Origin of the sequence: Pseudomonas sp. B19(2017) (assembly GCF_002113165.1) — a bacterium.
Lineage (GTDB): Bacteria > Pseudomonadota > Gammaproteobacteria > Pseudomonadales > Pseudomonadaceae > Aquipseudomonas.
Genome location: NZ_NEJR01000004.1, coordinates 269,376 through 295,294 on the forward strand (window position 1 = coordinate 269,376; position 25,919 = coordinate 295,294).

Sequence of the window (25,919 nt, forward strand, 5' to 3'; positions counted from 1 at the left end):
AAAAAGCCCGCATCAAACGATGCGGGCTTCTTCATTAATCACACCAGGGCTCAGGCCGCCTTGGCTTCCTGCTGGCTCAGCGAGCGGTTCAGTGCGCTGAACAGTGCCTTGAAGCTGGCCGTGGTGATGTTTTCATCGATGCCCACGCCGTGTACCGGGCGGCCACCGGCCACGCGCAGTTCGATGTAAGCCGCAGCCTTGGCATTGGTACCGGCGCCAATCGCATGCTCGTTGTAGTCCATGATCTCCACGGCAATCGGCAGGCCGGCCACCAGCGCTTCCAGTGCGCCGTTGCCCTTGCCGCGCCAGTACAGGGTGGTTTCGCCTTCACCGGCAACTTCCACTTCCACGGCGCTGTGGCCGTTCTCTTCCTGCAGGCGGTGGCTGACCAGCGCGTACGGAGCGTTGGCCTGGAGGTACTCCTTGTGCAGCAGGCTGTAGATCTGCTGGGCGGTCATTTCCAGGCCCAGACGGTCGGTTTCACCCTGCACCACCTGGCTGAATTCGATCTGCATGCGGCGCGGCAGGCTGATACCGTATTCCTGCTCGAGCAGGTAGGTGATGCCGCCTTTGCCCGACTGGCTGTTGACGCGGATCACCGCCTCGTAGCTGCGGCCGATGTCGGCCGGGTCGATCGGCAAGTAAGGCACTTCCCACAGCTCGCCTTCCTGCTGCTTGGCGAAGCCCTTGCGGATGGCGTCCTGGTGCGAGCCGGAGAACGCGGTGTGGACCAGGTCGCCCACATAAGGATGACGTGGGTGCACCGGCAACTGGTTGCACTCCTCGACCACCTTGCGCACGCCGTCGATGTCGGAGAAGTCCAGCAGCGGGTCGATGCCCTGGGTGTAGAGGTTCAATGCCAGGGTCACCAGGTCGACGTTACCGGTACGCTCGCCGTTGCCGAACAGGCAGCCTTCGGCGCGGTCGGCACCGGCCATCAGGCCCAGCTCGGTAGCGGCGATGCCGGTGCCACGGTCGTTGTGGCAGTGCAGGCTGATGATCACGCTGTCGCGACGGCTGACGTTGCGGCAGAACCACTCGATCTGGTCGGCGTAGATGTTCGGCGTGGAAACTTCCACGGTAGCCGGCAGGTTGAGAATGATCTTGTGCTCAGGCGTCGGGTTCCACACCTCGATGACCGCGTCGCAGACTTCCTTGGCGAACTCCATCTCGGTGGCACTGAAGGTTTCTGGCGAGTACTGGAAGGTCCACTGGGTTTCCGGCTGCTGGGCGGCGTACTTGACGAACAGTTTGGCCGCGTTCACCGCGATGTCCTTCACGCCTTGCTTGTCCTGGTTGAAGACGATGCGGCGGAACGACGGGCTGGTGGCATTGTACAGGTGGACGATGGCCTTCTTCGCCCCGCGCAGCGACTCGAAGGTGCGGGCGATGAGGTCTTCACGGGCCTGGGTGAGCACCTGGATGGTGGTATCGTCCGGGATGTGGCCGTCTTCGATCAGCATGCGCACGAAGTCGAAATCGGTCTGCGAAGCGGACGGGAACGAGGCTTCGATTTCTTTCACGCCAACCTGCACCAGGGTCTTCCAGAAACGCAGCTTCTTCTCCGAATCCATTGGCTCGATCAGCGACTGGTTGCCATCACGCAGGTCGGAGCTGCACCAGATTGGCGCGGCGGTGATGGTCTTCGACGGCCAGGTACGGTCAGGCAGGTCGATGGTCGGGAAAGCGCGGTACTTTTTCGAAGGGTCTTTGAGCATGGTCATGGAAGCAATCCTTTTGTGTGCGGCCGAGATCGGGCCTGCCGAGCGATAACGAGATGGAAAGGCGAGGCGACGCGATTCAGCCTGGTAGTCGGGCGCTGACCAGGCAGAGGCTGCGATGTTGTCGGAGCAGGATGAGGGTGCTGAAGGTTTTCATGCCTTCAACCCTAACCAGTGGGGTGGGGGATGGCAAGCGTTCGGGAAAAATTGAGAGAAATGCTTAAAAAAAGCTATTAGGCGAGATTTTATAGCTTGATTGAGCTGAGTGCTTATTTATTTTTGCGTGGTATTTTTCGATGGCGCAACACGGTTGAACTGATGTCGACTGTGTTGGCCTCTTCGCGGGCGCGCCCGCTCCCACAGGTACGATGCAGCCTCAAGACGCAGCGCAATACCTGTGGGAGCGGGCATGCCCGCGAAGCAGGCACCGCGGTCTCAGGGCTGGAACGCGCCAATGAAAATCGCCGGATCCACCCGCGCATCGTTCAGGCTGACGTTCCAGTGCATGTGCGGCCCGGTAGCCCGCCCGGTCGAGCCCACACGCCCGACCACCTCGCCCCGGCGCAGCTGCTGCCCGACCTGCACATCGATCTTCGACATATGGCAGAACATGCTGATAAAGCCTTGCCCATGGTCGACGAACACCGTGCGGCCATTGAAGAAGTAATCCCCCACCAGCATCACCTTGCCATTGGCCGGGGTTTTGATCGGTGTACCGGCCGGCACCGCGAAGTCCAGCCCGGCATGCGGGTTGCGCTCTTCACCATTGAAGAAGCGGCGCACGCCGAACTTGCTCGACAGCGGGCCGTTGACCGGCTTGTCGAGGATCAGGTTGCTCGGCAGGGTCGGGCTGAAGCTGCGGTAAGCCTTTATCTGCTCGGCCAGCTCGCGGTCGATGCGCTTGAGGTCGGCAGGGTTCGGGTTGACCTGGCGGGTGTTCTTCAGGGTGATGTGCTGCTCGGGGTACTTCTTGCTGCCGATCGTGAAGGGCAGGGTGCGGCCGCCCTGGTTCAGCACGGCGGTGCCGGGCTTCTGGGTCAGCGGAATGCCGACGATGGCCAGCCAGTTGTCCTGTTCCTTCACCACCAGTACCGGTTTGCCGTCGAAGCGGGCGCTGGGCGCACTGGCGGCGGGGCCGAGGTCGACCACCGCCACGCCGCCAGGTACCGGCTTGTTCAGCGTGCGGGTGATGTAGCTGGCCTGGGCGCCGCCAGCCAGCAGCAGGAGCGAAAGGGCAAGCAGGGGCGCGAGCAGGCGGGGCATGTGTCAGTCCAGAAGTGAGAGGGTGACCGGGGTCAGGTGGTTGTCTTCGACCCGCACCAACAGCTCGCCTTCGTTCAGGCGGGCGGTCAGGCGTTGGCCATTGCGGGTCTGTTCGGCGCTGCGGATGGCCTGGCCCTGTTCGTCCAGCAGGATGCTGTAGCCGCGGGCGAGGGTGGCCAGCGGGCTGACCACCTGCAGCGTTTGCAACTGGGCCTGGAAGCGCTGGCGGCGGTCCTTGAGCACTTCGCGCATGGCCCGTGGCAGGCGCTCGGCGAGGCTGTCCAGGCGTTGGCCCAGCAGTTTCAGGGTGCGCCCCGGGTGCTGCGCGGCGAGGCGGGTGTCCAGGCGTGCCAGCAGCTGATGGCGTTGGTTGAGGTTGAGCATGAAGGCACGGCGCAGGCGCATGTCCAGGTCGTCCAGGCGCTGGGCCTGCTGGCGCAGGCGCTCGCCCGGGTGGCGCAGGCGCCGGGTCAGCGACTCCAGGCGCAGGCGGTCGTGGGTCAGGCGGTTCTGCATGCGCAGCAGCAGGCGCCGCTGCAGGCCATCCAGGCGTTGCTGCAGGCCACTGTTGTCGGGGGCCAGCAGCTCTGCCGCGGCAGAGGGCGTGGGCGCCCGCACATCGGCGACGAAGTCGCTGATCGAGACATCGGTCTCATGGCCCACGGCACTGACAATCGGCGTGACACAGGCGGCCACGGCCCGCGCCACGGCTTCTTCGTTGAAGCACCACAGGTCTTCCAGCGAGCCGCCGCCACGGGCCAGGATCAGTGCATCGAACCCGAGGCTGTCGGCCAGGCGGATGGCGCGTACGATCTGGGCAATGGCTTCGCGGCCCTGCACTGCGGTGGGGATCAGGTTCAGTTCCACCTGCGGGGCACGGCGACCGAACACACTGATGATGTCGCGGATCACCGCGCCGGTAGGCGAGGTGATGATGCCGATGCGCTGCGGGTGGGCCGGCAGCGGCTGCTTGCGTTCGGCGCTGAACAGCCCCTCGGCACCGAGCTTTTCCTTCAGGGCTTCGAAAGCCAGGCGCAGGGCACCATCGCCGGCCGGCTCGACGGTGTCGAGAATCAGCTGGTAATCGCCACGCCCCTCGAACAGCGAAACCTTGCCCCGTACCCGTACTGCCAGGCCGTCGCGCAGGGCCTGGCGCACCCGCGTGGCGTTCTGCCGGAACAGCGCGCAGCGCACCTGGGAGCCGCTGTCCTTGAGGGTGAAATACATATGGCCCGACGCAGGGCGGGCGAGGTTGGAAATCTCGCCTTCCACCCACACGCTGCGGAACACGTCTTCCAGCAGCACCCGGGCGCGGCCGTTGAGTTGGCTGACGGTAAGGACCTCGCGGTCCAGGCCGAGTCGTTCGAAGGGGTCTCTGATCATGGCGGGCATCATAAAGGACATCGGCCCCGGTTGTCTGTCCTGGCCCTGTCGCGATCTCTGTGGGAGCGGGCGAGCCCGCGAACACCGGCGAAGCCGGTGCCATCCACGGCGCTGCCTGTTTCGCGGGCACGCCCGCTCCCACAGAGGCTGCGCTGGCTTCGAGTTGACGCTGTACCCACGAACATCCGCATCGTCGGTGCCATCAACCCTGCATCGCTGCCACGAATTGCCTGACCATCTGCCCCGCATCCCGCCTGCAAGCCAGCGCCACGGTACTCTCACAGCCCCCCTCCAGCGCCACGAAGCTGACCGAAGCCGGCGCAATCTCACCCATGCACGCCGGCAACAACGCCACCCCGAACCCTGCCTGAATCAGTTGCAACTGCGTGGTCTTGCGCGACAGCACCTGCGCCGCCCGCGGAAAAAAGCCTGCCTCCATGCACAACGAGGCCGACAGGTAACTCAGCCCGCCACGATCCCGGTGCGGAATGGAAATAAAGCGCTCCTCGCGCAACTGCTCAAGCTTCACCTGTGCCGCACTAGCCAATGGATGCCCAGCAGCAACCGCCAGCAGCAGTGGCTCGCTGAACAGCTCATGCAGCACCACGCCCTCATGCTGGCGTAGCACCGGCAAACGCAGCAGGCCGATATCCAGGCGTCCGTCAGCAATATCCTCCAGTTGCGCCTCTGACGACTGTTGGGCAATTTCCAGTGAAACCTTTGGGTTGTCGCGCAAGTAGCAGCCCAGGCGAGCCTGCAGCGGGCCGGTCAGCGGCACGGTACTGGAGTGGTTCAGGCGCAGGCTGCCCTGCAACCCCTCACCAATATCGCGGGTCAGCCGCTCCGCCTGCGCCAGGTCGGCCAGCAAGCGCCGCGCCCGTTCCAGAAAGGCCTGGCCCGCCAGTGTCAGGTGCGGAAGGCGCGCGGTGCGTTCGAACAGCGGCGTGCCCAGTTGCTGTTCCAGCTCCTTGATCTGCCGGCTCAGCGCCGACTGGGCGATGTACAGCCGCTCGGCGGCACCGCTGAAGCTGCCGCATTCGGCGATTTCCACGAAGTAACGCAACTGGCGGATCGACGTCATGTCATGCCTTTTCGAGATGGTTGTGGCGAAAAAGGCATATTAGTCGGCATGGCTCATGGCTGGCTAACCTTTGCCTGTCTTCAAAGGAACTGCTGCCATGCTTGCTCAACTGTCGTTTTCCGGCCTTGACTGGCTACCCATCCTGCTGGGTGTCGGCGTGGCCTACATCGTCTTCGGTATCGCCGGTTTCGGCACCGCACTGGTGGCCGGCCCGGTGCTTGTCCACTTCATGCCGCTGTCGCGGATCATTCCGCTGCTGGTGCTGCTGGACTTCGTCGCCGCCTTCGGCAACCTGCTGCCCTCGCGTCGTGATGTCGTGCGCGGCGAGCTGCTGCGGCTGCTGCCGTTCATGGCCATAGGCTGCACGCTGGGCGTGGTATTCCTGCTACAGCTGAAGTCCGACTTGTTGCTGCTGCTGATGGGCCTGTTCGTCACGGCATATGCCGTGTACGGGCTGGCGGTGAAAGTGCGGCCGGCCAGTCTGTCCGGTCTCTGGGCAGTACCAATGGGTACGGCAGGCGGGCTGTTCGGTGCCTTGTTCGGCAGTGGCGGCTTCCTTTATGCCCTGTACCTGAGCGCACGGCTGGAAGCAAAAGAACAAGTGCGTGCCACCCAGAGCGCGCTGATCAGTTGCAGTACCATGGTGCGCCTGACGCTGTTCCTGATCGCTGGCGTCTATGCCGACCCAAGCCTGCTGCTGCTCGCCGCCTGCCTGTTGCCGGTCATGTTTGTCGGCCTCTGGGCCGGACGCAGGCTTACCCACCGGCTGTCCCGCGAAGCCTTCGTGCGCCTGGTCACCTGGCTGGTGCTGGCCAGCGGCCTGGCGTTGATCGGTCGCTACCTGAGCGCCTGAGCAGGCGGTAGAATTGCGCCATTACCGCAGTTTTTCAGGCTTGTCCCGTTCATGAACACCCAGAGCATCATCGTTCCCAAGCTGTCTACCGTCCCGGTGCACGAAGCCCGTGCCCGTGCCATCCTGCGCTGGCTGGTGCGCGAGAAAATCGTCGAGGAACAGCTGACCACCTGTGGCCGCACCGGTAACCGCATGGCCCATGCCTTGGCTGAAGGTGCCCGCAAAGTGGCGCTGCATCCGCAGAAGCTGCCCTTTGGCGAGCAGGTGAATGGCCTTGAGGTGATGCTCAAGCGCTGCATCTATACCCCTACCGAAGGTTTCCTCGAAGAGGCAGGTTGCCCCGAGTGCCGGCGTGAGGTGGGCGAGCCGCTTTTCGAAAGCCTGGAAGAATGGATGCCGGCGGTGAGCGACAACTTCACCTGCCCGCTGTGCGGCTTCGAAGATGACATCAATGGCTTCATTTACCTGCAGCCATGTGCCTTTTCCAACCTGGGGTTCATCTTCAACAACTGGGGCGAGGCCGGGTTCACCCAGGCCTTTCTCGACAGCTTCGCCGACTGGCTCGACCAGCCGGTGGCCGTGGTCCAGGTAAAACTGCCACAAGGCTGACCGAAGGCCCTTATTTTGCATTGAGCGGCGCGCCGTGCATGAGTATAATGGCGCGCTTCCATTTTTCCCGCCCGGGAGCCCCCGCGATGCTGCGTATCAGCCAAGAAGCCCTGACCTTCGACGATATCCTCCTTGTACCTGGCTATTCCGAGGTACTGCCCAATGAAGTCAGTCTCAAGACCCGTTTGACCCGTGGCATCGAGCTGAACATTCCGCTGGTTTCCGCCGCCATGGATACCGTGACCGAAGCGCGCCTGGCCATTGCCATGGCCCAGGAAGGCGGCATCGGCATCATCCACAAGAACATGACCATCGAACAGCAGGCCAGCGAAGTGCGCAAGGTCAAGAAGTTCGAGGCTGGCGTGGTCAAGGACCCGATCACCATCGACGCCGACGCCACCGTGCGCGACCTGTTCGACCTGACCCGCCTGAACAACATCTCCGGCGTACCGGTGCTGGCGAACGGCGACCTGGTCGGCATCGTCACTTCCCGTGACGTGCGCTTCGAAAGCCGCCTGGACGCCAAGGTCCGCGACGTGATGACCCCCAAAGAGCGTCTGGTCACCGTCCGCGAAGGCGCCGACAAGAACGAAGTCCGCGAGCTGCTGCACAAGCACCGCCTGGAAAAAGTCCTGATCGTCGACGACAAGTTCAACCTCAAGGGCATGATGACCGTCAAGGACATCGAAAAGGCCAAGGCCTACCCGCTGGCCAGCAAGGACGACCAGGGTCGCCTGCGCGTCGGCGCCGCAGTCGGCACCGGCAAGGACACCGGCGAGCGCGTTGCCGCTCTGGTGGCTGCTGGCGTTGACGTGGTGGTGGTCGACACAGCCCACGGTCACTCCAAAGGCGTGATCGACCGCGTTCGCTGGGTGAAAGAGAACTACCCGCAAGTGCAGGTGATCGGTGGCAACATCGCCACCGGCGCTGCCGCCAAGGCGCTGGCCGAAGCTGGCGCTGACGCCGTCAAGGTCGGTATCGGCCCAGGTTCGATCTGCACCACCCGTATCGTTGCCGGTGTCGGCGTGCCGCAAATCAGCGCCATCGCCAACGTGGCCGCTGCGCTGGAAGGCACTGGCGTGCCGCTGATCGCCGACGGCGGCATCCGCTTCTCGGGTGACCTGTCCAAGGCCATCGTCGCCGGTGCTTCCTGCGTGATGATGGGTTCGATGTTCGCCGGTACCGAAGAAGCTCCGGGTGAAGTCGAACTGTTCCAGGGTCGCTCCTACAAGGCCTACCGCGGCATGGGCTCGCTGGGTGCCATGGCACAGGCGCAAGGCTCGTCCGACCGCTACTTCCAGGACTCCTCGGCCGGTGCCGAGAAGCTGGTACCGGAAGGCATCGAAGGCCGCGTTCCCTACAAGGGCGCCCTGGCCGCGATCATCCACCAGCTGATGGGCGGCCTGCGTTCGTCCATGGGCTACACCGGCAGCGCAACCATCGAAGAGATGCGCACCAAGCCGGAATTCGTGCGCATCACCGGTGCCGGCATGGCCGAGTCCCACGTGCATGACGTGCAGATCACCAAAGAAGCCCCTAACTACCGCGTAGGCTGAGGCTTCAAGCAATACAAGCATGCGGGGCTGTCGTGACAGCCCCGCGTCGTTTCCGATTTCCACTGACGAGATTGAGTCATGGCCCTCGACATTCACGCTCACCGCATCCTGATCCTCGATTTCGGTTCCCAGTACACCCAGCTGATCGCCCGCCGCGTGCGCGAAATCGGCGTGTACTGCGAGCTGCATCCGTTCGACATGGACGATGAAGCGATCCGCGAATTCAACCCGCGCGGCATCATCCTCGCCGGCGGCCCCGAGTCGGTCCACGAAGCCAACAGCCCACGCGCCCCGCAGGCCGTGTTCGACCTGAACGTACCGGTGCTGGGCATCTGCTACGGCATGCAGACCATGGCCGAGCAGATGGGCGGCAAGGTCGAAGGTTCCGACCTGCGTGAATTCGGTTATGCCCGCGTGGACGTGGTCGGCAAGAGCCGCCTGCTCGACGGCATCGAAGACCACATCGACGCCGACGGCGTGCTGGGCCTGGACGTGTGGATGAGCCACGGCGACAAGGTCACCCAGATGCCGGGCAATTTCCACGTGCTGGCCAGCACCCCGAGCTGCCCGATCGCCGGCATGTTCGACGACGCACGCGGCTACTACGGCGTGCAGTTCCACCCGGAAGTGACCCACACCAAGCAGGGCGGTCGTATCCTGTCCCGCTTCGTGCAGGACATCTGCGGCTGTGAAGCCCTGTGGACTCCGTCCAACATCGTCGAAGACGCCATCGCCCAGGTGCGTGAGCAGGTCGGTTCGGCCAACGTCCTGCTGGGCCTGTCCGGCGGCGTCGACAGCTCTGTCGTTGCCGCACTGCTGCACCGCGCCATCGGCGACCAGTTGACCTGCGTATTCGTCGACAACGGCCTGCTGCGCCTGCACGAAGGCGACCAGGTGATGGCCATGTTCAAGGAGAACATGGGCGTCAAGGTGATCCGCGCCGACGCTGAAAAGCAGTTCCTCGACAACCTGGCCGGCGAAGCCGACCCGGAGAAGAAGCGCAAGATCATCGGCCGCACTTTCATCGACGTGTTCGATGCCGAAGCCAGCAAGCTGGAAAACATCCAGTTCCTCGCCCAGGGTACCATCTACCCGGACGTGATCGAGTCGGCTGGCGCCAAGAGCGGCAAGGCCCACGTGATCAAGTCGCACCACAACGTCGGTGGCCTGCCGGAGGAAATGAACCTCAAGCTGGTCGAGCCGCTGCGTGAACTGTTCAAGGACGAAGTGCGCAAGATCGGCCTGGAGCTGGGCCTGCCGTACGACATGGTCTACCGCCACCCGTTCCCGGGCCCGGGCCTGGGCGTGCGCATCCTCGGTGAAGTGAAGAAGGAATACGCCGACATCCTGCGTCGTGCCGACCACATCTTCATCGAAGAACTGCGCAAGGCCGACTGGTACCACAAGACCAGCCAGGCATTCGTGGTATTCCAGCCGGTCAAGTCGGTCGGCGTCGTTGGCGACGGCCGTCGCTACGCCTGGGTCGTTGCCCTGCGTGCCGTCGAGACCGTGGATTTCATGACCGCGCGCTGGGCGCACCTGCCGTACGAACTGCTGGAAACCGTCAGCGGCCGTATCATCAACGAAATCGACGGTATCTCGCGCGTTACCTACGACGTGTCGAGCAAGCCGCCAGCCACTATCGAGTGGGAATAAGTTGAGCCACGAGGGCGCCGCAAGGCGCCCTCGTCGTTTCTGCCAGGTTATCGCATGATGTAGCGCATGCCCTGGCGTACCAGTGTGGAGCGCATTTCCTGCAGGCTGGCCAAGCGACGCCCGCTGATCCATGGCCAGTCCGCCCTGTCGAGGTATAACCTGTCGCCTTCCTGAAGGACTGGCGTGTACTTCAGCAGCCCATTACGGCCGCGATTTATCAGATTTAGTTGGCCATCGATGGAATCGAACGTGAATGTGCCCGTGTTGCGAAGCAGGTTTTCCAAGGGCGCGCCGGACGGGATCTGAATCGCGGTCGGTACTTGCAGGCGCAGGTCGCCCTTGAGGTTGAATACGGACAGGTCGCCTTGCGCGACCCCGGTATACCCTGGGTCCACTTCCACGCCCCCGATCTCGCTCAGGGCGATATCTTCGACGCGCAGCCCGATTGCCCCTTGCAACTCGCTGAGGCCGGTAACACCTTCGAAAGTATTGGAGTGGGAGTTGCCCATCAAGGCAACCCATTTGCTCAGGCCGCGTGTTGCCTGGTCGGCCTCGATGATCTCGTGGGCAAAGAAGTTCATCATCTGCTGGCGGATCACCTGCGAAGGCGCTCTTTCCCAGGCTTGTCGGTAGCTGGCCATGCAATCGATCGACTGGATGCGGATGCCTTCTTTTTGTGCGGCTTGCAGGAGGTTCAAGAAGGTGTAACGGCTGGAGGCATCGATGCCAAAACCTTTATCCAGCGCTTGCGCATAGCGCTTCAGCGCGGGTGGCATCTCACCGCTGACATGGAACAAGTCGAGGTCGGCCTGCTGGAATTCGGTCATGAAATGCTCCAGGTACAGCACCCTGACCTTGGCTTTCTTCAGCAGTGTCATGTTGTCGATCAAAAAGGCCTTGCTGCCAACTTGAGAATGGCTTTCACCGATTACCAGACCATCGCTGTTTTCATAGACGCTGCGGATGATCTGCTTTGCGCTTGCCTCGCGGGGCAGTCGGGGAATCTGTGGTCTTGCAGGCAATTCAGCGGAGGCCAGGTACTGTTGCGCATCCTTGGCCAGGGTGTCACGCAGCTTCCTGAATTCGGCAAAGGCGGTATTTTGTGCTGGTTCCGGGAAGGCCATGATGCCACTGAGCAAGCGCTCTTGGCCGGGAGCGATTGCCGAGTCTCTGAGAGTGGAGCGTAAGCTGTCAGGTACTTCATAGGGCGTCGGCGGCAGTGGCTCGGATGCCGTATGCGTGCTCCTGCCCCACAGTCCGAGCAGCTTGCGCGGCAGGCCACCACCACCCGATAGGCGTGGCCGCGCCTGCGGTTGCCAGTGACCTGCTGCGTCCCTGCTAATGGGCACGTTGCGATAGAAGGAGTAAGGATTCTCAGGGTCGATCACCACCCAAGACTTCAACTCACTTATAAAACGTACCTGATAAGGGGTGTCACTGATCAGCGCATAGAAATTGCCATCTTGAACATGGATGCCTGCCAATTGGCCGTCGCCTGGGTTGCCATGCAGCACGACGTTGGATTCGAAAGGCGCCAGCAGCTCGGCCTGTTGCGCAGGCCTGAATGGCCCTGGCACCCAGGTTTCGATCTGCTCGGGCGATGCAGGCGCCGTCTCTACCTCGAACGGGGGGCTCTCTTCGGGGGGCGCTTCAGCAACCTCGACTAGCTCATTCTTGACACTGCTTCCCGCTGCACTGGCCAGCATTGCAGCGTTGAACAGTGTGTCTATCGCAGCGAAGATGGCGCCAATCACGCCGGCGTGACGTTCACCGGTGGTATGGCCGTTGACGGCCTGGTCGATGTTCAGGCCGATATCCACCAGCCCTGCGCCCACTGCTGCCAGGGCTACGGGCCAGTCCAGCGCCGCGAGTGGGCTGAAGACCTTGCCGAAGGCCTTGAGATAACCGATCCATAACTGCTTGCGCAGGTCATCATTGGAACGCAAGGCGAAGTTGGCGTCATCGGTCATGCGCTGGCGCGCGGCGTCACGCAGGTGGCTGAAGGCATCCCCGGGCAAGGTCTTGTCCAGCTGGTTGAGGCAGTGATGATCGTCACCTCCCCAATTGAAGAACAACAGGTCAATCATGTGATTCAGCCCGGTGCTGTCCTCGCGTTCGGAACGGGACGACAGCGCAAAGTGGCTCACGAAGCGTGCCCGGTTGTCCGCTTCGTTGGTATTGTTCAGCACCCACCAGTAAAGCGCCTTGCGGTCTGCGAAGAGGTGCAGGGCATCGACTTCACCCGGTGTGTAGAGCAATTGTCGGCCATCGGGCAGTTCGATGCGCAGGAAGTCACTGGCCACATGGCCGCCGATATCGAAGGTGCACACGCGAAAACCTGCATCGGGTCGATGTTCCTCGTTCAACTGCTTCAGTGATGGTTGACCGATGCCGTGACCGGTGAGTGCCTGAGCCACTTGGCGGGCGCAGCTGGACAGGTCACTGGTAGGGTCGGCCGCGCAGGTTTCGACAACCTTGGCAAGGAAGTTGATCTTGGCCAGCGTGCGATAGCCATCGGCGTGCTGATGCCAGAAAGCATCCAGATGCTCGTGATAAGCGCTGCTGAAGTCGATATCCCAGAAATCATCCAGCACGTCCTTGGGCGCTATGGGGATTTCATTGTGCTCGTCATACACTTCGGCGTCTGGGCCGTCGGTGTAGAAGCCACTGAGGTAGCTGAGCAGGTCGCTGTTGTCCTGATCATTGACGTCGAAACGGTGCATCACCAACTGTGGCAGCGTGTAAGACTGGAACGGCGCGTCGTGATGTTGCCATCCGCTGAACGTTCGCGGGCTGCTTTGCGCGGCCATGAAGCGATTGAGGTGAACGTGGTCCGGGTCTAGCGCGGCATGGCCATGCTTCTTCAGAACGGTGATCGCGGTTTCACGGGCCATCTGCCGAAGATCCGGACAAGCGCTGACCAGTGGTCGCGCCAGGTCGCGCAGTTGTTGTTCGGCCTTAGGCACCAGTATTTGCAGCCCCATGAACGCTACCTCGTTGTGATTGAGCGTTCGAGCCTGGTCGAACCGCGTCCGCAGGGTGCGGTAGTTATCTACGCATTTATCCGGCACGTGCCGTAATAACACTTCACTTAAACTTTCCCATTTGCAGGTGTATCGTATTCGCCCTTCATCGCCAGCCACTGCTGGCAGCTTGATTGCGCAGAACACGAGGTACCCGCACCGATGTCCTTCACCCGTCGACAAATGCTCAAGGGCCTGACTGGCCTGGTTGTGGTTGGCCTGGGCGCCGGTGGCGCGGCGCGTTACTGGCTGGGCAAGGTCGAAGACAACAACGCCGGCCATGACTACGAGCTGATCGCAGCGCCCCTGGACGTCGAGCTGGTGCCGGGCTTCAAGACCGAGGCCTGGGCCTTCGGCCCATCGGCACCGGGTACCGAGTTGCGCGTGCGCCAGGGTACCTGGCTGCGGGTGCGCTTCATCAACCACCTGCCGGTCGAAACCACCATCCACTGGCACGGCATTCGCCTGCCGCTGGAAATGGACGGCGTGCCTTATGTGTCGCAGCTACCGGTCAAGCCGGGCGAGTACTTCGACTACAAGTTCCGCGTGCCAGACGCGGGCAGCTACTGGTACCACCCGCATGTCAGCAGTTCCGAGGAGCTGGGCCGTGGCCTGGTCGGCCCGCTGATCGTCGAGGAGCGCGAACCGACCGGCTTCCAGCATGAGCGCACGCTGAGCCTGAAGAACTGGCACGTCGACGAGCAGGGGGCATGGCTGCCGTTCAGCATTCCGCGTGAGGCGGCGCGCAATGGCACCGCCGGGCGCCTGATCACCATCAATGGCCAGGCCGATTCGGTCACCGAGCTGCCAGCCGGCCAGGTAGTGCGGGTGCGCCTGCTGAACCTCGATAACACCTGGACCTACCGCATCAATCTCAAGGGCAACTGCGAGGCCAGAATCTATGCTCTGGACGGCAACCCGGTAACCCCGCGCCCATTGGACGATGACTACTGGCTCGGCCCAGGCATGCGTATCTGCCTGGCTATCCGTATTCCCGAGGCGGGGGAGGAGATCTCCCTGCGCGACGGTTTCGTGCGCCTGGGCACCCTGCGTTCGGTGGCCAGCAACGACGCGCCGAGCGACTGGCCGCCGGCTTTGCCGCCCAACCCGATCGCCGAGCCGGACCTGGAGAATGCCGAAAAGCTCAACTTCAATTTCGAGTGGGCGGCGAAAGTTTCGGTCACTACGGATCAGGACAGGCCGTCGAGCATGTGGCAGATCAACGGCCAGGCTTGGGATATCACCGACAAGACCTGCGCCGAGCGGCCGATCGCCACGCTGAAGAAGGGTAAGAGCTACATCTTCGAGCTGAAGAACATGACCCAGTACCAGCACCCGATTCACCTGCACGGCATGAGCTTCAAGGTGATCGGCTCCAACCGCCATGACATCAAGGAGCCCTGGTTCACCGATACCTACCTGCTGGGCAGGAACGAGCGCGCCCAGGTGGCACTGGTGGCGGATAACCCGGGCACCTGGATGTTCCACTGCCACGTCATCGACCACATGGAAACCGGCCTGATGGCCGCGATCGCGGTGGTCTGATGCGACCGCAGATCATCGATCGCAGCCGCGATCAGGAATTCATGCGCCTGGCCCTGGCCCTGGCCGCCGAAGGTGCGGCCATGGGCGAGGTGCCGGTGGGCGCGGTGCTGGTGCAGCATGGGCAGGTGATCGGGCAGGGCTTCAACCGGCCGATCATCGACAGTGACCCTAGCGCACACGCCGAAATGGTAGCCATCCGCGCGGCGGCGAAATCCGCCAGTAACTACCGGCTACCCGGCAGCACCCTGTACGTGACCCTGGAGCCGTGCAGCATGTGTGCGGGGTTGATCGTGCATTCGCGGGTGATGCGGGTAGTGTTCGGCGCGCTCGAGCCCAAGGCGGGTATCGTGCAGAGCCAGGGGCAGTTCTTCGGGCAGGGCTTCCTGAACCACCGCGTGCTGGTGGAGGGCGGGGTGCTGGCGGAGGAGTGCGGGCAGATCCTCAGTGACTTCTTCAAGGCTCGCAGGGCCAAGTCTTAACCTGTACCGGCCTCTTCGCGGGCATGCCCGCTCCCACAGGAATATCACTCCCCTCGGGCCTGTGGTGTAGCTGTGGGAGCGGGCGTGCCCGCGAAGGGGCCGGTGCAGGCCTACATAGGCGGCGACTGCTCCGCCGGCTTGTCCTTGTTCACCCCAGGCACATGCAGGCTGCCTTCGGCCACCTGGCCTTCGAGCTGCGGCTGGGTCACCCAGGTGAGGATGTCGTAGTAGCGACGGATGTTGGCCACGAAATGCACCGGCTCGCCGCCCCGGGCATAGCCGTACCGGGTCTGGCGATACCACTGCTTCTGCGACAGGCGTGGCAGCATCTTCTTCACGTCTAGCCACTTGTTCGGGTTGAGCTTCTCGCGCCTGGCCAGGGTGCGGGCGTCTTCCAGGTGGCCAGTGCCTACGTTGTAGGCGGCCAGGGCGAACCAGGTGCGGTCCGGCTCCTGGATGCTGTCGTCGAGCTCTTCCTTGATTTTCATGAAGTACTTGGCGCCGCCCTGGATGCTCTGCTTCGGGTCCAGGCGGTTGGACACGCCCATGGCCTGGGCGGTGCGCTGGGTCAACATCATCAGGCCGCGCACGCCGGTCTTGGAGGTAACCTCGGGCTGCCACATCGATTCCTGGTAGCCGATGGCAGCCAGCAGGCGCCAATCCACCTGCTCGACCTTGGCGTAGCTCTTGAAGTGTTTCTCGTACTTGGGCAGGCGCTGCTGCAGGTGCTGGGCAAAGGTGTAGGCACCCACATAGCCCAGTACGTCGACATGGCCGTAGTAGCGGTCCTTCAGGCGTTGCAGGGTGCCGTTCTTCTGCGCCTTGTCGAGGAACTCGTTGACCTCGTTGAGCAGGCTGTTGTCTTCACCGGCCGCCACCGCCCAGCGCTGGTCGCGGGTGTCGCCCAGGTCGAAGGCCACCCGCACATTGGGGAAGTACACCTGGTTCATTGCCAGCTCGTTGGAATCGACCAGGGTCAGGTCGATCTGCCCTTCGTCGACCATGCGCAACAGGTCGACCACCTCGACGGCGTCGGATTCTTCGTATTCCAGGCCCGGGTACTGCTTTTTCAGCTCGGCCAGCTGGTCGGCGTGGCTGCTGCCCTTGAGTACCATGATCTTCTTGCCGACCAGGCCCTTGGCATCAGTGGGGCGCGTGCGGCCGTTGCGGTAGATGACCTGTGGGGTGACTTCCAGGTACGGGTGGGAGTACCTGACCTGGGCCTTGCGCCGTTCGCTGGTGACCAGGCCGGCCGCTGCCAGCACCGGGCCGGAGGGCTTGCCGAGACTATCGTACAACTCGTCGAGGTTGTCGGCGGTCTCGATCTGCAGCTTCACGCCGAGATCTTCGGCGAAATGCTGGACCAGCTCGTACTCGAAGCCGGTTTCGCCGTTGCGGTCCTGGAAGTAGGTGGCCGGGCTGTTGCGGGTGATCACGCGCAGCACGCCATCCTCCTTCACGCGCTCGAGGGTGCTGGGTTTTTCAACGCAGGCACCGAGCAGCAGAAAGAGTCCGGTTGCGAAAAGCCATCTGGCGCAACGCTGGCGCAAAGCAGTGTGGGCGAACATAGGTTGCAGTATACGCAAAGGACTGGCCCAGCCATATCTCGACAACTGTTAGCTTGTCTGGTAGCGCTTTATGTGCAATGGCGGCCTAGGCCGCTACAGGGCGAGCGAAGCAGGTGTATTTTTTTGACCCGAAAGTCCGGTTCCGCCGCCCGGCAGCCGTGGCTTAGAGCGGGTGCCGAAACCCTTCGAATTAGGCTAGAATGCACGGCCTCTAAGCACACCCCTTCCTGAGGCTGTCCCGACGATGTTGATCCTGCGCGGCGCTCCTGCCCTTTCTGCCTTTCGCCACGGTAAATTACTCGAGCAACTGAGCCAGAAAGTCCCCGCTGTTACTGGTTTGTATGCCGAATTCGCCCACTTCGCCGATGTCGACGGCGAGCTGACCGCCGACCAGCAGCAGGTGCTGGGCCGTCTGCTCAAGTACGGCCCGAGCGTGCCGGTACAGGAGCCGAGCGGCCGCCTGTTCCTGGTCGTGCCGCGCCTGGGCACCATTTCGCCCTGGGCCAGCAAGGCCAGCGACATCGCCCACAACTGCGGCCTGCAGTCGATCCAGCGCCTGGAGCGCGGTATCGCCTACTACGTGGCCGGCAGCCTGAGCGAAGCCGACGCCGAACTGATCGCCGCCGAGTTGCACGACCGCATGACCCAGCGCGTGCTCGGCCAGCTGGAGCAGGCCGCTGACCTGTTCAGCCATGCCCAGCCCAAGCCGATGACTTCGGTGGACATCCTCGCCGGTGGCCGTGACGCCCTGGCCAAGGCCAACGTCGACCTGGGCCTGGCCCTGGCCGAAGACGAGATCGACTACCTGGTCAACGCCTTCCAGGGTCTCAAGCGCAACCCGAACGACATCGAACTGATGATGTTCGCCCAGGCCAACTCCGAGCACTGCCGCCACAAGATCTTCAACGCCAGTTGGGACATCGACGGCCAGGCTCAGGAAAAGAGCCTGTTCGGCATGATCAAGAACACCTACCAGATGCACAACGAAGGTGTGCTGTCGGCGTACAAGGACAACGCCTCGGTGATCGTCGGCAACGTTGCCGGCCGTTTCTTCCCGAACCCTGAAACCCGCCAGTACGGCGCGGTGCAGGAGCCGGTGCACATCCTGATGAAGGTCGAGACGCACAACCACCCGACCGCCATTGCCCCGTTCTCCGGTGCCTCCACCGGATCCGGCGGCGAAATCCGCGACGAAGGCGCGACCGGACGTGGCGCCAAGCCCAAGGCTGGCCTGACCGGCTTCACCGTATCCAACCTGCGTATCCCGGGCTTCGAACAGCCATGGGAGCAGGCCTACGGCAAGCCTGAACGCATCGTCGACGCCCTCGACATCATGATCGAAGGCCCGCTGGGCGGCGCCGCGTTCAACAACGAATTCGGTCGCCCGGCCCTGACCGGTTACTTCCGTACCTTCGAGCAGGCCATCAACACCCCGCACGGTGAAGAAGTGCGCGGCTACCACAAGCCGATCATGCTGGCCGGCGGCATGGGCAACATCCGTGAAGACCACGTGCAGAAGGGCGAAATCACCGTCGGCGCCAAGCTGATCGTACTCGGCGGCCCGGCCATGCTGATCGGCCTGGGTGGCGGCGCCGCTTCGTCGGTGGCCACCGGTGCCAGCTCGGCAGACCTCGACTTCGCCTCGGTACAGCGTGAAAACCCGGAAATGGAGCGCCGTTGCCAAGAGGTCATCGACCGTTGCTGGCAGCTGGGCGACGCCAACCCGATCGCCTTCATCCACGACGTTGGCGCGGGCGGTATCTCCAACGCCTTCCCTGAACTGGTCAACGACGGTGGCCGTGGCGGCCGCTTCGAGCTGCGCAACGTGCCCAACGACGAGCCGGGCATGGCCCCGCACGAAATCTGGAGTAACGAATCGCAAGAGCGTTACGTGCTGGCCGTCAGCGCCGTCGACTTCGAGCGTTTCAAGGCTATCTGTGAACGTGAGCGTTGCCCGTTCGCCGTGGTCGGTGAAGCGACTGAAGAGCAGCACCTGACCGTAAGCGACAGCCACTTCGGCAACACCCCGGTGGACATGCCACTGGACGTGCTGCTGGGCAAGCCGCCGCGCATGCACCGTTCGGTAACCCGCGAAGCCGAGCTGGGCGATGACTTCGACCCGAGCAAGCTGGACCTGGATAACGCCGTTCAGCGCGTCCTCAGCCACCCGGCAGTGGCCAGCAAAAGCTTCCTGATCACTATCGGCGACCGCACCATCACCGGCCTGGTAGCTCGTGACCAAATGGTTGGCCCGTGGCAGGTACCGGTGGCCGACTGCGCCGTCACCGCCACCAGCTTCGACGTCTATACCGGTGAAGCCATGGCCATGGGTGAGCGTACCCCGCTGGCCCTGCTGGATGCCCCGGCGTCCGGCCGCATGGCAATCGGCGAGACCATCACCAACCTGGCCGCTGCGCGCATCGAAAAGCTGTCCGACATCAAACTGTCGGCCAACTGGATGTCCGCCGCTGGCCACCCGGGTGAAGACGCGCGCCTGTACGACACCGTCAAGGCTGTCGGCATGGAGCTGTGCCCGGAGCTGGGTATTACCATTCCGGTCGGCAAAGACTCGATGTCGATGAAGACCAAGTGGAGCGACGAGGGCGTCGAGAAGAGCGTCACCTCGCCAATGTCGCTGATCATCACCGGCTTCGCTCCGGTCACCGACATCCGCAAGACCCTGACCCCGCAACTGCGCATGGACAAGGGCGAGACCGACCTGATCCTGATCGACCTGGGCCGTGGCAAGAACCGCATGGGCGCCTCGATCCTGGCCCAGACCTACGGCAAGATCGCTGCCCAGGCACCGGACGTCGACGACGCCGAAGACCTGAAGGCTTTCTTCGCCGTGATCCAGGGCCTGAACGCCGACGGTCACCTGCTGGCCTACCACGACCGCTCCGACGGCGGCCTGGTCACCACTGTGCTGGAAATGGCCTTTGCCGGCCACTGCGGCCTCGACCTGCACCTCGATCCGCTGACCGACAGCAAGGGTGACGTGCCGGCCATCCTCTTCAATGAAGAGCTGGGCGCGGTCATCCAGGTTCGTCAGGATGCCACCCCGGACGTGCTGGCACAGTTCAGCGCCGCTGGCCTGGGTGAAGGCTGCGTTGCGGTGATCGGCAAGCCGGTCAACAACGGTGAAGTGTCCATCAGCCTGAACGGCGAAGTGCTGTTCGACGACGACCGCCGCATGCTGCAGCGCCAGTGGGCCGAAACCAGCTACCAGATCCAGCGCCTGCGTGACAACGCTGACTGCGCTGACCAGGAGTTCGACCTGCTGCTCGAGGAAGACAACCCGGGCCTGTCGGTAAAGCTGGGCTTCGACGTCAACGACGACATCGCCGCGCCGTACATCAAGAAGGGTGTGCGCCCGCAAGTGGCCATCCTGCGCGAGCAGGGCGTCAACGGCCAGGTCGAGATGGCAGCCGCCTTCGACCGCGCCGGCTTCGCCGCCATCGACGTGCACATGAGCGACATCCTCGCCGGCCGTGTCGACTTCGAAGCCTTCAAGGGCCTGGTCGCCTGCGGTGGTTTCTCCTACGGTGACGTGCTGGGTGCCGGTGAGGGCTGGGCCAAGTCGGCGCTGTTCAACAGCCGCGCCCGCGACGCCTTCCAGGCTTTCTTCGAGCGTACCGACAGCTTCGCCCTGGGCGTGTGCAACGGTTGCCAGATGATGTCCAACCTGCACGAGCTGATTCCGGGCACCGAGCACTGGCCGCACTTCGTGCGCAACCGTTCGGAGCAGTTCGAGGCGCGCGTGGCCATGGTCGAGGTGCAGAAGTCCAACTCGATCTTCCTGCAGGGCATGGCCGGTTCGCGCATGCCGATCGCCATCGCTCACGGTGAAGGCCATGCCGAATTCGCCAGCGAAGAGGCACTGCTGGCTGCGGACATGTCCGGCTGCGTGGCCCTGCGCTACGTCGACAACCACGGCAAGGTCACCGAAGCCTATCCGGCCAACCCGAACGGTTCGCCGCGTGGTATCACCGGCCTCACCAGCCGCGATGGCCGCGTGACCATCATGATGCCGCACCCGGAGCGTATGTTCCGCGCCGTGCAGAACTCCTGGCGCCCGGACGAGTGGCAGGAAGACGCCGCGCTGATGCGTATGTTCCGTAATGCACGGGTGTGGGTGAACTAAGGCGTGTACAAGCTCGCCTTCTTCGTCCCCGCCAGCCATGTCGAAGTGGTCAAGGCCGCTGTGTTCGCCGCAGGTGGCGGGCGCATCGGCGGCTATGACCACTGCGCCTGGCAGACGCTGGGCCAGGGCCAGTTTCGCCCGCTGGACGGCAGCCAGCCGTACCTCGGGCACACCGGCCAGGTCGAGGTGGTGGAGGAGTGGAAGGTGGAGCTGGTGGTGGCTGACGACCTGATTGCCCAGGTCGTCGCTGCGCTCAAACAGAGCCACCCGTATGAAACGCCGGCCTACGAAGTCTGGCGGCTCGCCGAGTTCTAGACCGCATCAAGGCAATTCGCGGGCAAGCCCGCTCCCACAGGTACTGCACAGCTCTCAAGCATTGTGCAGTACCTGTGGGAGCGGGCTTGCCCGCGAAGAGGCCGGATCACCCAACCACAATCTCTTTGGTTTGCCCGGGCCGCTTCAACATCCCACAAGCCAGCAGCCCCACCTCGAACAGCACCCACATCGGCACCGCCAGCATCGTCTGCGAAAACACATCCGGCGGCGTCAGGATCATCCCCACCACAAAGCAGCCGACGATCACGTAGGGCCTGCTGCGCCGCAACGTAGCCACATCGGCCAACCCCACCCAGACCACGATAAACGTTGCCACCGGGATCTCGAACGCCAGCCCGAATGCCAGAAACAGCGCCAGGATAAAGTCCAGGTACTGGCTGATATCAGTCATCATCGCCACACCCTCTGGTGTCACGCTGGCAAAGAAGCCGAACATCATCGGGAACACCAGGTAGAACGCGAAGGCCATGCCGGCATAGAACAGCACAATGCTCGAGACTAGTAGCGGCAGGGCAATGCGCCGTTCACGGCGGTACAGCCCCGGCGCCAGAAAGCCCCAGGCCTGGTGCAGCAACAGCGGCATGGCGATGAACAACGCGCACATCGCGGTCAGCTTGAACGGGGTCAGAAACGGCGAGGTGACGCTGGTGGCGATCATGCTCGCGCCTTCCGGCAAAAAGCGCCGCAGCGGTTCGGAAACAAGCGTGTACAGCGTCTGGGCGAAGGGGAACAGGCCGGCGAACACCAGCGCCAGCACAGCCAGACAGCGCACCAGACGCTTGCGCAGGTCGCGCAGGTGTTCGGTCAGCGGCATGCTCGCCGCCGGGTCCATGGCAATACTCATGAGGCGTTTTCCTTGGGCAGCGCGACCGTGGCCGCATCATTGGCCGGCTCCGCAGTCAGGCTGATGCCCTGGCGGATCTCCTGTTCCAGGCGCTGCAACGGCGCGCTGTCGAGGTTAGGCAACTCGATCTCGCGCTCCACCTGCGTGCGCAGGGCGTGCATGGCCCGGCGTGCCTGACCCAGGCCGCGCCCGAGGGTGCGTGCCGCCACCGGCAAGCGCTCCGGGCCCAGCACCAGCAAGGCGACGATGCCGACCAGCAGCAACTCGCTGAAACCTACCTCGAACATCAGGCCTGCCGGTCCGCTTGTGGCTGTTGCGTGGCCTGGCCGGTCAGCGGGGCCTGTTGTTGCACCTGTGCCTGGCCTGGGGCGTTGGTGTCCGTGTCACCGCCCATCGACTTGCGAAAACCCTGGATTGCCTCGCCCACATCGCTGCCCAGGCCCTTGAGGCGCTTGGTACCAAACAGCAGGAATACGATCAGCAGTACGATCACCAGTTGCCAGATTCCAATGCCACCCATTGCGACCACTCCTGTAAGGTCATGAAAAGGAAAGGCAATCCTGCCTCGCGTAGATGACGTGCACATGACGAACGGTCACTGCCATCTACCTGCAACACCGGACGTGTTGACTGGCGTTTTGTTCAGCGATGGAGGCACGCACGGATGGGTGGCAGGCAACAGCAGGGCGCGGCCCTGCTGATGGTGATGGTGGTGCTGGCGATGCTGGCGGCGGGCATGGCCTGGCTGGTGGAAGACGGCCGGCGCCAGGTCGATGATGTGCGCCTGTTGCACCAGCGGGTTCAGGCGCGAGCGATGGAGCAGGCAGGCCTGGCCTATGCCGAACAGGCCCTGCGTGACCCCAGCTGGCGGCTTAGCCCGCTGTTCTGGCAGGCCTTGCGCGGGCAGCCTCTGAGCTACGATTTTGGCGCTGGTCAGGCGCAGTTGCGGGTGCGCGACCAGCACACCTGTTTCAACGTCAATGCGCTGCTCGGCGCTGACGGCGAGCGTGCTGAGCGCCAGTTGCGTTACCTGCTGGGTGACGACATGGCTGCCGAGCGGCTGGTCGATGCCTTGGCCGACTGGCTCGACGCCGACAGCGATGCCCGCCTGCAAGGTGCCGAAAGTGCCCAGTACTTGCGCCAGCAGCCACCACGGTTGGCGGCCAACCAGCCGATGCTCGATACCAGCGAACTAAACCTGTTGCTGGAGCAGGATGCCAGCCGCCAGGCACGCTACCCGATGCTGTGTGCGTTGCCGCAGACCACTGGCTGGCGGCTGAATGCAAATGCTCTGGGGCTGGAGCACCTGCCGCTGCTGGAGGCGCTGTACGAAGGGCGTTACCCACGCTCGTTGCTCAGCCGTATCATCAGCGGCCGGCCGGCGTCGGGGTATGTGGATGCGGCCGCTCTGCGCCAGGCGCTGGGAGCGGTGGATGACGAAACCTTCGAACGGCTGAGCGAAGGGCTGCTACTGAACAGCGGGTATTTCCTGTTGCAGTTGTCGTTCGCGGAGGAGGGGCGGGTGATACGCAGCGAGTTCCAGGTGGAAGCGCTGGGGGTGGTGCAATGGCATGCCCGGGTGCCGGCTCAGCAGGTGCGGGTGCGGAGTCGGGAGCCGATGGTTCGGTAATATTCATCGGCCTCTTCGCGGGTAAACCCGCTCCCACAGGTGCTGCACAGGGTTCAAGAACAGTGCGGTTCCTGTGGGAGCGGGTTTACCCGCGAAGAGGCCGGTACAGCCAGCACAAGGCTGACTGACCGGCGCCCTGTCAGACGGTCCCGATCTCCCCGCCATCAATCCGCTGGATCACTACCGTCGCAGCCCGCGGTCTTACCGTGGTGCCTGCCGGAGTGGCATCGGTAGCTTTGTCGGTATACGGCCAGTTGTCCGGGTGCTGGATGTTGACGAACAGTGTCTTGTTGTCGGGGGTGAAGGTAATCCCGGTCACCTCGCAGCCATTCGGCCCGACGAAGAAGCGCCGCAGGTCCACCTGGTTCTGGGCATTCACCGGCACCTGCTTGCCGCTGGCATCCACCAGATTGGTGGGGATCACTGCCAGCAGCTGGTCGTTGGTGTAGTCGGTCACGCTGCTCTCGCCGTTGTCAGTCTCGAACCACAGCACGCCACGGCTATCGAAGCTCATGCCGTCGGGGCTTGCGAACTGGTTCAGTTCGGTCAGGCCGGAGCGGTTGATTTCGGCGGTGCCGGCCGCATTGGCGCCGAACACGAAGATGTCCCAGGTGAAGCTCAACTGGTCGTCGCTGTCGTGCCAGCGGATGATGTGGCCGTGACGGTTCGGGCCGCGCGGGTTGGCTGCGTCGACCTTTTCCGGGGTGCGCGCGCTGTTGTTGGTCAGGGTCAGGTAGACGTCGCCGTTGAGCGGGTTGACCGTGGTCCATTCCGGGCGGTCCATCGGCGTCGCGCCCACGGCATCGGCAGCACCACGGGTGTTGAGGATGATGCCCGGCAGGTCGCCATACAATGCGCCCAGGGTGCTGCCGCCAGTGGTGGCGGTGGCCACGTCCAGCAGTAGCCATACACCAGTGCCGTCGGCATTGAAGCGGGCCACGTACAGCTTGCCCTGGTCGAGGTACTTGGCACCGGTGGCCAGGCGGTCGGCCGGGTTGGCGTCGGCGGCGTCCCACACGGCGGTGGACACCCACTTGTACAGGTACTCGTTATTCGAGTCGTCACCCATGTACCACACCAGCGGCTTGCCGGCGACGGGCAGGCCTGGGGCGCAGCCTTCGTGGCGGAAACGGCCCAGCGCGGTGCGCTTGGTGGCCAGGGTGTTGCTGTTGTACGGGTCGATTTCGACGATGTAGCCGTAGGTGCTGGCTTCGTTGCGGTAGTCGTCGGTGGCGCTGGCGCCTTTGACGGTGACGTCGAAACGGGCGAACTCGTCGGCCACTTCGCTGCTGTCACCGGCTGCGGTTTCCCACTTGTACTGGCCGCTGGAGGTGCCCACGCCGATACGGCGCTGGTCTTCGGGGCGGGTGCCCTTGTTGACGAAGATGCCTGGCCAGTTCTCTTCACAGGTCAGGTAGGTGCCCCACGGGGTGTAGCCGTTGCCGCAGTTGTTGTTGGTGCCACGGCAGTGGGTGCCGGCGGTGGAGTACTTGGTCTTGACGTGGTCGGTACCCCGCAGCGGGCCGGTGATTTCCATGCGCGAGGCGGTAGTGAAGCGGCGGTTGAGCGGGTCGTTGTCGACCACCTGCCAGCGGCCACCGATTTTCTGCAGGCGCACCACGCCGGCGCCGTGGGCGTTGATTTCCTTGCGCACTTCCTCGACCGGGCGCTTGCCGTTGACATCGGTGGTCGGGCCGGCCGGGTGCAGGGCGGCGGTGTCGATGTACTCGAAGTTGATCGCCAGCAGGCCGTCTTCGGAGCTGCCGTTGATGGGGAAGAAGTGCATGCCGTCATGGTGCATGCCCATGGCGTTGGCCTGGTCGGTCGAGGTGTTGCTGCCGTCGGACTTCCACGGGTTGCCGTTGCTGTTGATCGGCGTGCCCCAAGGGGCCAGCACATAGGCGCTGTAGCCGGCGGCAACTACGCAGGCGTCGGTGCGCGAGCCGGGGATGGACTGGAAGCCCAGTGCCAGTTTCGGCACTTCCGGTTCAGTCACGGGCGGCTCAGTCACGGGAGGCTCGGTGACCGGATCATCGTGATCGGAATCACCACCGTCGAAGCAGCCTGTCAGGCCGGTACCGGCAATCATGGCGATGGCGGCGCCCAGGCTGCCGCGTATCACGCTGCGGCGGCTCAGGTAGGCGTCCATGACGTTGGCCATCGGCAGGTTGCCGCTTTGGTTCCGGTCCAGGTTGTCGCCGGTATCTCGACTCATCAGGGTGTCCTTA

19 protein-coding genes are annotated in these 25,919 nt (G+C 63.5%); 9 read left to right on the top strand and 10 right to left on the bottom strand.

Translation table 11 applies throughout. The annotated features are described in order from the left end of the window. Positions 1-50 precede the first annotated feature (50 nt). From leuA to CAF70_RS08920, 4 genes are all read right to left on the bottom strand, one after another. Complete coding sequence (gene leuA, locus CAF70_RS08905) at positions 51-1,724, bottom strand: 2-isopropylmalate synthase (protein WP_085624105.1); 1,674 nt, start codon at positions 1,722-1,724, stop codon at positions 51-53. 432 nt (positions 1,725-2,156) lie between these two features. Next, positions 2,157-2,984: a M23 family metallopeptidase gene (locus CAF70_RS08910; RefSeq protein WP_085624106.1), complete on the bottom strand. Its 828-nt coding sequence runs from the start codon at positions 2,982-2,984 to the stop codon at positions 2,157-2,159. A gap of 3 nt (positions 2,985-2,987) precedes the next feature. Next, positions 2,988-4,367 carry an exodeoxyribonuclease VII large subunit gene (xseA, locus tag CAF70_RS08915; RefSeq protein ID WP_085624232.1) on the bottom strand — a complete coding sequence of 460 codons (1,380 nt, stop codon included), beginning with the start codon at positions 4,365-4,367 and terminating at the stop codon, positions 2,988-2,990. Between the two features lie 202 nt (positions 4,368-4,569). Beyond that, positions 4,570-5,448: a LysR family transcriptional regulator gene (locus CAF70_RS08920; protein WP_085624107.1), complete on the bottom strand. Its 879-nt coding sequence runs from the start codon at positions 5,446-5,448 to the stop codon at positions 4,570-4,572. A 97-nt stretch (positions 5,449-5,545) separates the two neighbouring features. Here CAF70_RS08920 and CAF70_RS08925 point away from each other — a divergent pair, with 97 nt between their 5' ends. The 4 genes from CAF70_RS08925 to guaA all read left to right on the top strand — a co-directional run bounded on the left by CAF70_RS08925 (position 5,546) and on the right by guaA (position 10,122). Then, positions 5,546-6,301 carry a sulfite exporter TauE/SafE family protein gene (locus tag CAF70_RS08925; RefSeq protein WP_085624109.1) on the top strand — a complete coding sequence of 252 codons (756 nt, stop codon included), beginning with the start codon at positions 5,546-5,548 and terminating at the stop codon, positions 6,299-6,301. A 51-nt stretch (positions 6,302-6,352) separates the two neighbouring features. Continuing rightward, a complete protein-coding gene (locus tag CAF70_RS08930) occupies positions 6,353-6,910 on the top strand; it encodes a sugar ABC transporter ATPase (RefSeq protein WP_085624111.1) in 558 nt (185 codons plus the stop codon). A gap of 86 nt (positions 6,911-6,996) precedes the next feature. Then, positions 6,997-8,466, top strand: a complete 1,470-nt coding sequence (gene guaB / locus CAF70_RS08935; RefSeq protein WP_085624113.1) for an IMP dehydrogenase — start codon at positions 6,997-6,999, stop codon at positions 8,464-8,466. A 78-nt stretch (positions 8,467-8,544) separates the two neighbouring features. Further along, entirely contained in the window at positions 8,545-10,122 is a 1,578-nt protein-coding gene (gene guaA, locus CAF70_RS08940; protein ID WP_013971139.1) for a glutamine-hydrolyzing GMP synthase, read from the top strand. Positions 10,123-10,169: 47 nt separating this feature from the next. Here the strand turns inward: guaA and CAF70_RS08945 are convergent, their stop codons facing one another. Then, positions 10,170-13,265: a membrane-targeted effector domain-containing toxin gene (locus CAF70_RS08945; RefSeq protein ID WP_256573278.1), complete on the bottom strand. Its 3,096-nt coding sequence runs from the start codon at positions 13,263-13,265 to the stop codon at positions 10,170-10,172. A gap of 42 nt (positions 13,266-13,307) precedes the next feature. Between CAF70_RS08945 and CAF70_RS08950 the strand changes: the two genes are divergently transcribed. Together CAF70_RS08950 and tadA are read left to right on the top strand one after the other, a co-directional pair. Next, on the top strand, positions 13,308-14,690 hold the full coding sequence (locus tag CAF70_RS08950) for a multicopper oxidase family protein (RefSeq protein WP_085624117.1): 1,383 nt from the start codon (positions 13,308-13,310) through the stop codon (positions 14,688-14,690). After that, a complete protein-coding gene (gene tadA, locus CAF70_RS08955; protein ID WP_085624119.1) occupies positions 14,690-15,169 on the top strand; it encodes a tRNA adenosine(34) deaminase TadA in 480 nt (159 codons plus the stop codon). The genes CAF70_RS08950 and tadA overlap by 1 nt, the downstream gene beginning before the upstream one ends. A 110-nt stretch (positions 15,170-15,279) precedes the next feature. On the opposite strand, the gene mltF is transcribed toward tadA, so the two are convergent. After that, positions 15,280-16,737, bottom strand: a complete 1,458-nt coding sequence (gene mltF, locus CAF70_RS08960) for a membrane-bound lytic murein transglycosylase MltF (protein WP_085624121.1) — start codon at positions 16,735-16,737, stop codon at positions 15,280-15,282. A 244-nt stretch (positions 16,738-16,981) separates the two neighbouring features. On the opposite strand from mltF, the gene purL reads away from it, so the two are divergent. After that, positions 16,982-20,881 carry a phosphoribosylformylglycinamidine synthase gene (gene purL, locus CAF70_RS08965; protein ID WP_085624124.1) on the top strand — a complete coding sequence of 1,300 codons (3,900 nt, stop codon included), beginning with the start codon at positions 16,982-16,984 and terminating at the stop codon, positions 20,879-20,881. A gap of 3 nt (positions 20,882-20,884) precedes the next feature. Continuing rightward, positions 20,885-21,196, top strand: coding sequence for an NGG1p interacting factor NIF3 (locus CAF70_RS08970; protein WP_085624126.1), 312 nt, complete (start codon positions 20,885-20,887; stop codon positions 21,194-21,196). Between the two features lie 106 nt (positions 21,197-21,302). On the opposite strand, the gene tatC is transcribed toward CAF70_RS08970, so the two are convergent. Genes tatC through tatA form a run of 3 tightly spaced genes read right to left on the bottom strand, consistent with a single transcriptional unit; the run spans position 21,303 to position 22,581 of the window. Continuing rightward, positions 21,303-22,061, bottom strand: coding sequence for a twin-arginine translocase subunit TatC (gene tatC / locus CAF70_RS08975; RefSeq protein WP_085624128.1), 759 nt, complete (start codon positions 22,059-22,061; stop codon positions 21,303-21,305). Then, positions 22,058-22,348, bottom strand: a complete 291-nt coding sequence (gene tatB / locus CAF70_RS08980; protein WP_085624130.1) for a Sec-independent protein translocase protein TatB — start codon at positions 22,346-22,348, stop codon at positions 22,058-22,060. The genes tatC and tatB overlap by 4 nt, the downstream gene beginning before the upstream one ends. Beyond that, positions 22,348-22,581, bottom strand: a complete 234-nt coding sequence (tatA, locus tag CAF70_RS08985; protein ID WP_085624132.1) for a twin-arginine translocase TatA/TatE family subunit — start codon at positions 22,579-22,581, stop codon at positions 22,348-22,350. The genes tatB and tatA overlap by 1 nt, the downstream gene beginning before the upstream one ends. Positions 22,582-22,725: 144 nt before the next feature. Between tatA and gspK the strand changes: the two genes are divergently transcribed. Beyond that, entirely contained in the window at positions 22,726-23,691 is a 966-nt protein-coding gene (gene gspK / locus CAF70_RS08990; RefSeq protein ID WP_085624134.1) for a type II secretion system minor pseudopilin GspK, read from the top strand. 139 nt (positions 23,692-23,830) lie between these two features. On the opposite strand, the gene CAF70_RS08995 is transcribed toward gspK, so the two are convergent. Next, positions 23,831-25,906 carry a PhoX family phosphatase gene (locus CAF70_RS08995; RefSeq protein WP_085624136.1) on the bottom strand — a complete coding sequence of 692 codons (2,076 nt, stop codon included), beginning with the start codon at positions 25,904-25,906 and terminating at the stop codon, positions 23,831-23,833. Positions 25,907-25,919 lie beyond the last annotated feature (13 nt).

Coding starts and splice junctions, on each gene's coding strand:
- leuA (WP_085624105.1), bottom strand. CDS start 1,724: ATGACCATGCTCAAAGACCCTTCGAAAAAGTACCGCGCTTTCCCGACC.
- CAF70_RS08910 (WP_085624106.1), bottom strand. CDS start 2,984: ATGCCCCGCCTGCTCGCGCCCCTGCTTGCCCTTTCGCTCCTGCTGCTG.
- xseA (WP_085624232.1), bottom strand. CDS start 4,367: ATGATCAGAGACCCCTTCGAACGACTCGGCCTGGACCGCGAGGTCCTT.
- CAF70_RS08920 (WP_085624107.1), bottom strand. CDS start 5,448: ATGACGTCGATCCGCCAGTTGCGTTACTTCGTGGAAATCGCCGAATGC.
- CAF70_RS08925 (WP_085624109.1), top strand. CDS start 5,546: ATGCTTGCTCAACTGTCGTTTTCCGGCCTTGACTGGCTACCCATCCTG.
- CAF70_RS08930 (WP_085624111.1), top strand. CDS start 6,353: ATGAACACCCAGAGCATCATCGTTCCCAAGCTGTCTACCGTCCCGGTG.
- guaB (WP_085624113.1), top strand. CDS start 6,997: ATGCTGCGTATCAGCCAAGAAGCCCTGACCTTCGACGATATCCTCCTT.
- guaA (WP_013971139.1), top strand. CDS start 8,545: ATGGCCCTCGACATTCACGCTCACCGCATCCTGATCCTCGATTTCGGT.
- CAF70_RS08950 (WP_085624117.1), top strand. CDS start 13,308: ATGTCCTTCACCCGTCGACAAATGCTCAAGGGCCTGACTGGCCTGGTT.
- tadA (WP_085624119.1), top strand. CDS start 14,690: ATGCGACCGCAGATCATCGATCGCAGCCGCGATCAGGAATTCATGCGC.
- mltF (WP_085624121.1), bottom strand. CDS start 16,737: ATGTTCGCCCACACTGCTTTGCGCCAGCGTTGCGCCAGATGGCTTTTC.
- purL (WP_085624124.1), top strand. CDS start 16,982: ATGTTGATCCTGCGCGGCGCTCCTGCCCTTTCTGCCTTTCGCCACGGT.
- tatC (WP_085624128.1), bottom strand. CDS start 22,061: ATGAGTATTGCCATGGACCCGGCGGCGAGCATGCCGCTGACCGAACAC.
- tatB (WP_085624130.1), bottom strand. CDS start 22,348: ATGTTCGAGGTAGGTTTCAGCGAGTTGCTGCTGGTCGGCATCGTCGCC.
- tatA (WP_085624132.1), bottom strand. CDS start 22,581: ATGGGTGGCATTGGAATCTGGCAACTGGTGATCGTACTGCTGATCGTA.
- gspK (WP_085624134.1), top strand. CDS start 22,726: ATGGGTGGCAGGCAACAGCAGGGCGCGGCCCTGCTGATGGTGATGGTG.
- CAF70_RS08995 (WP_085624136.1), bottom strand. CDS start 25,906: ATGAGTCGAGATACCGGCGACAACCTGGACCGGAACCAAAGCGGCAAC.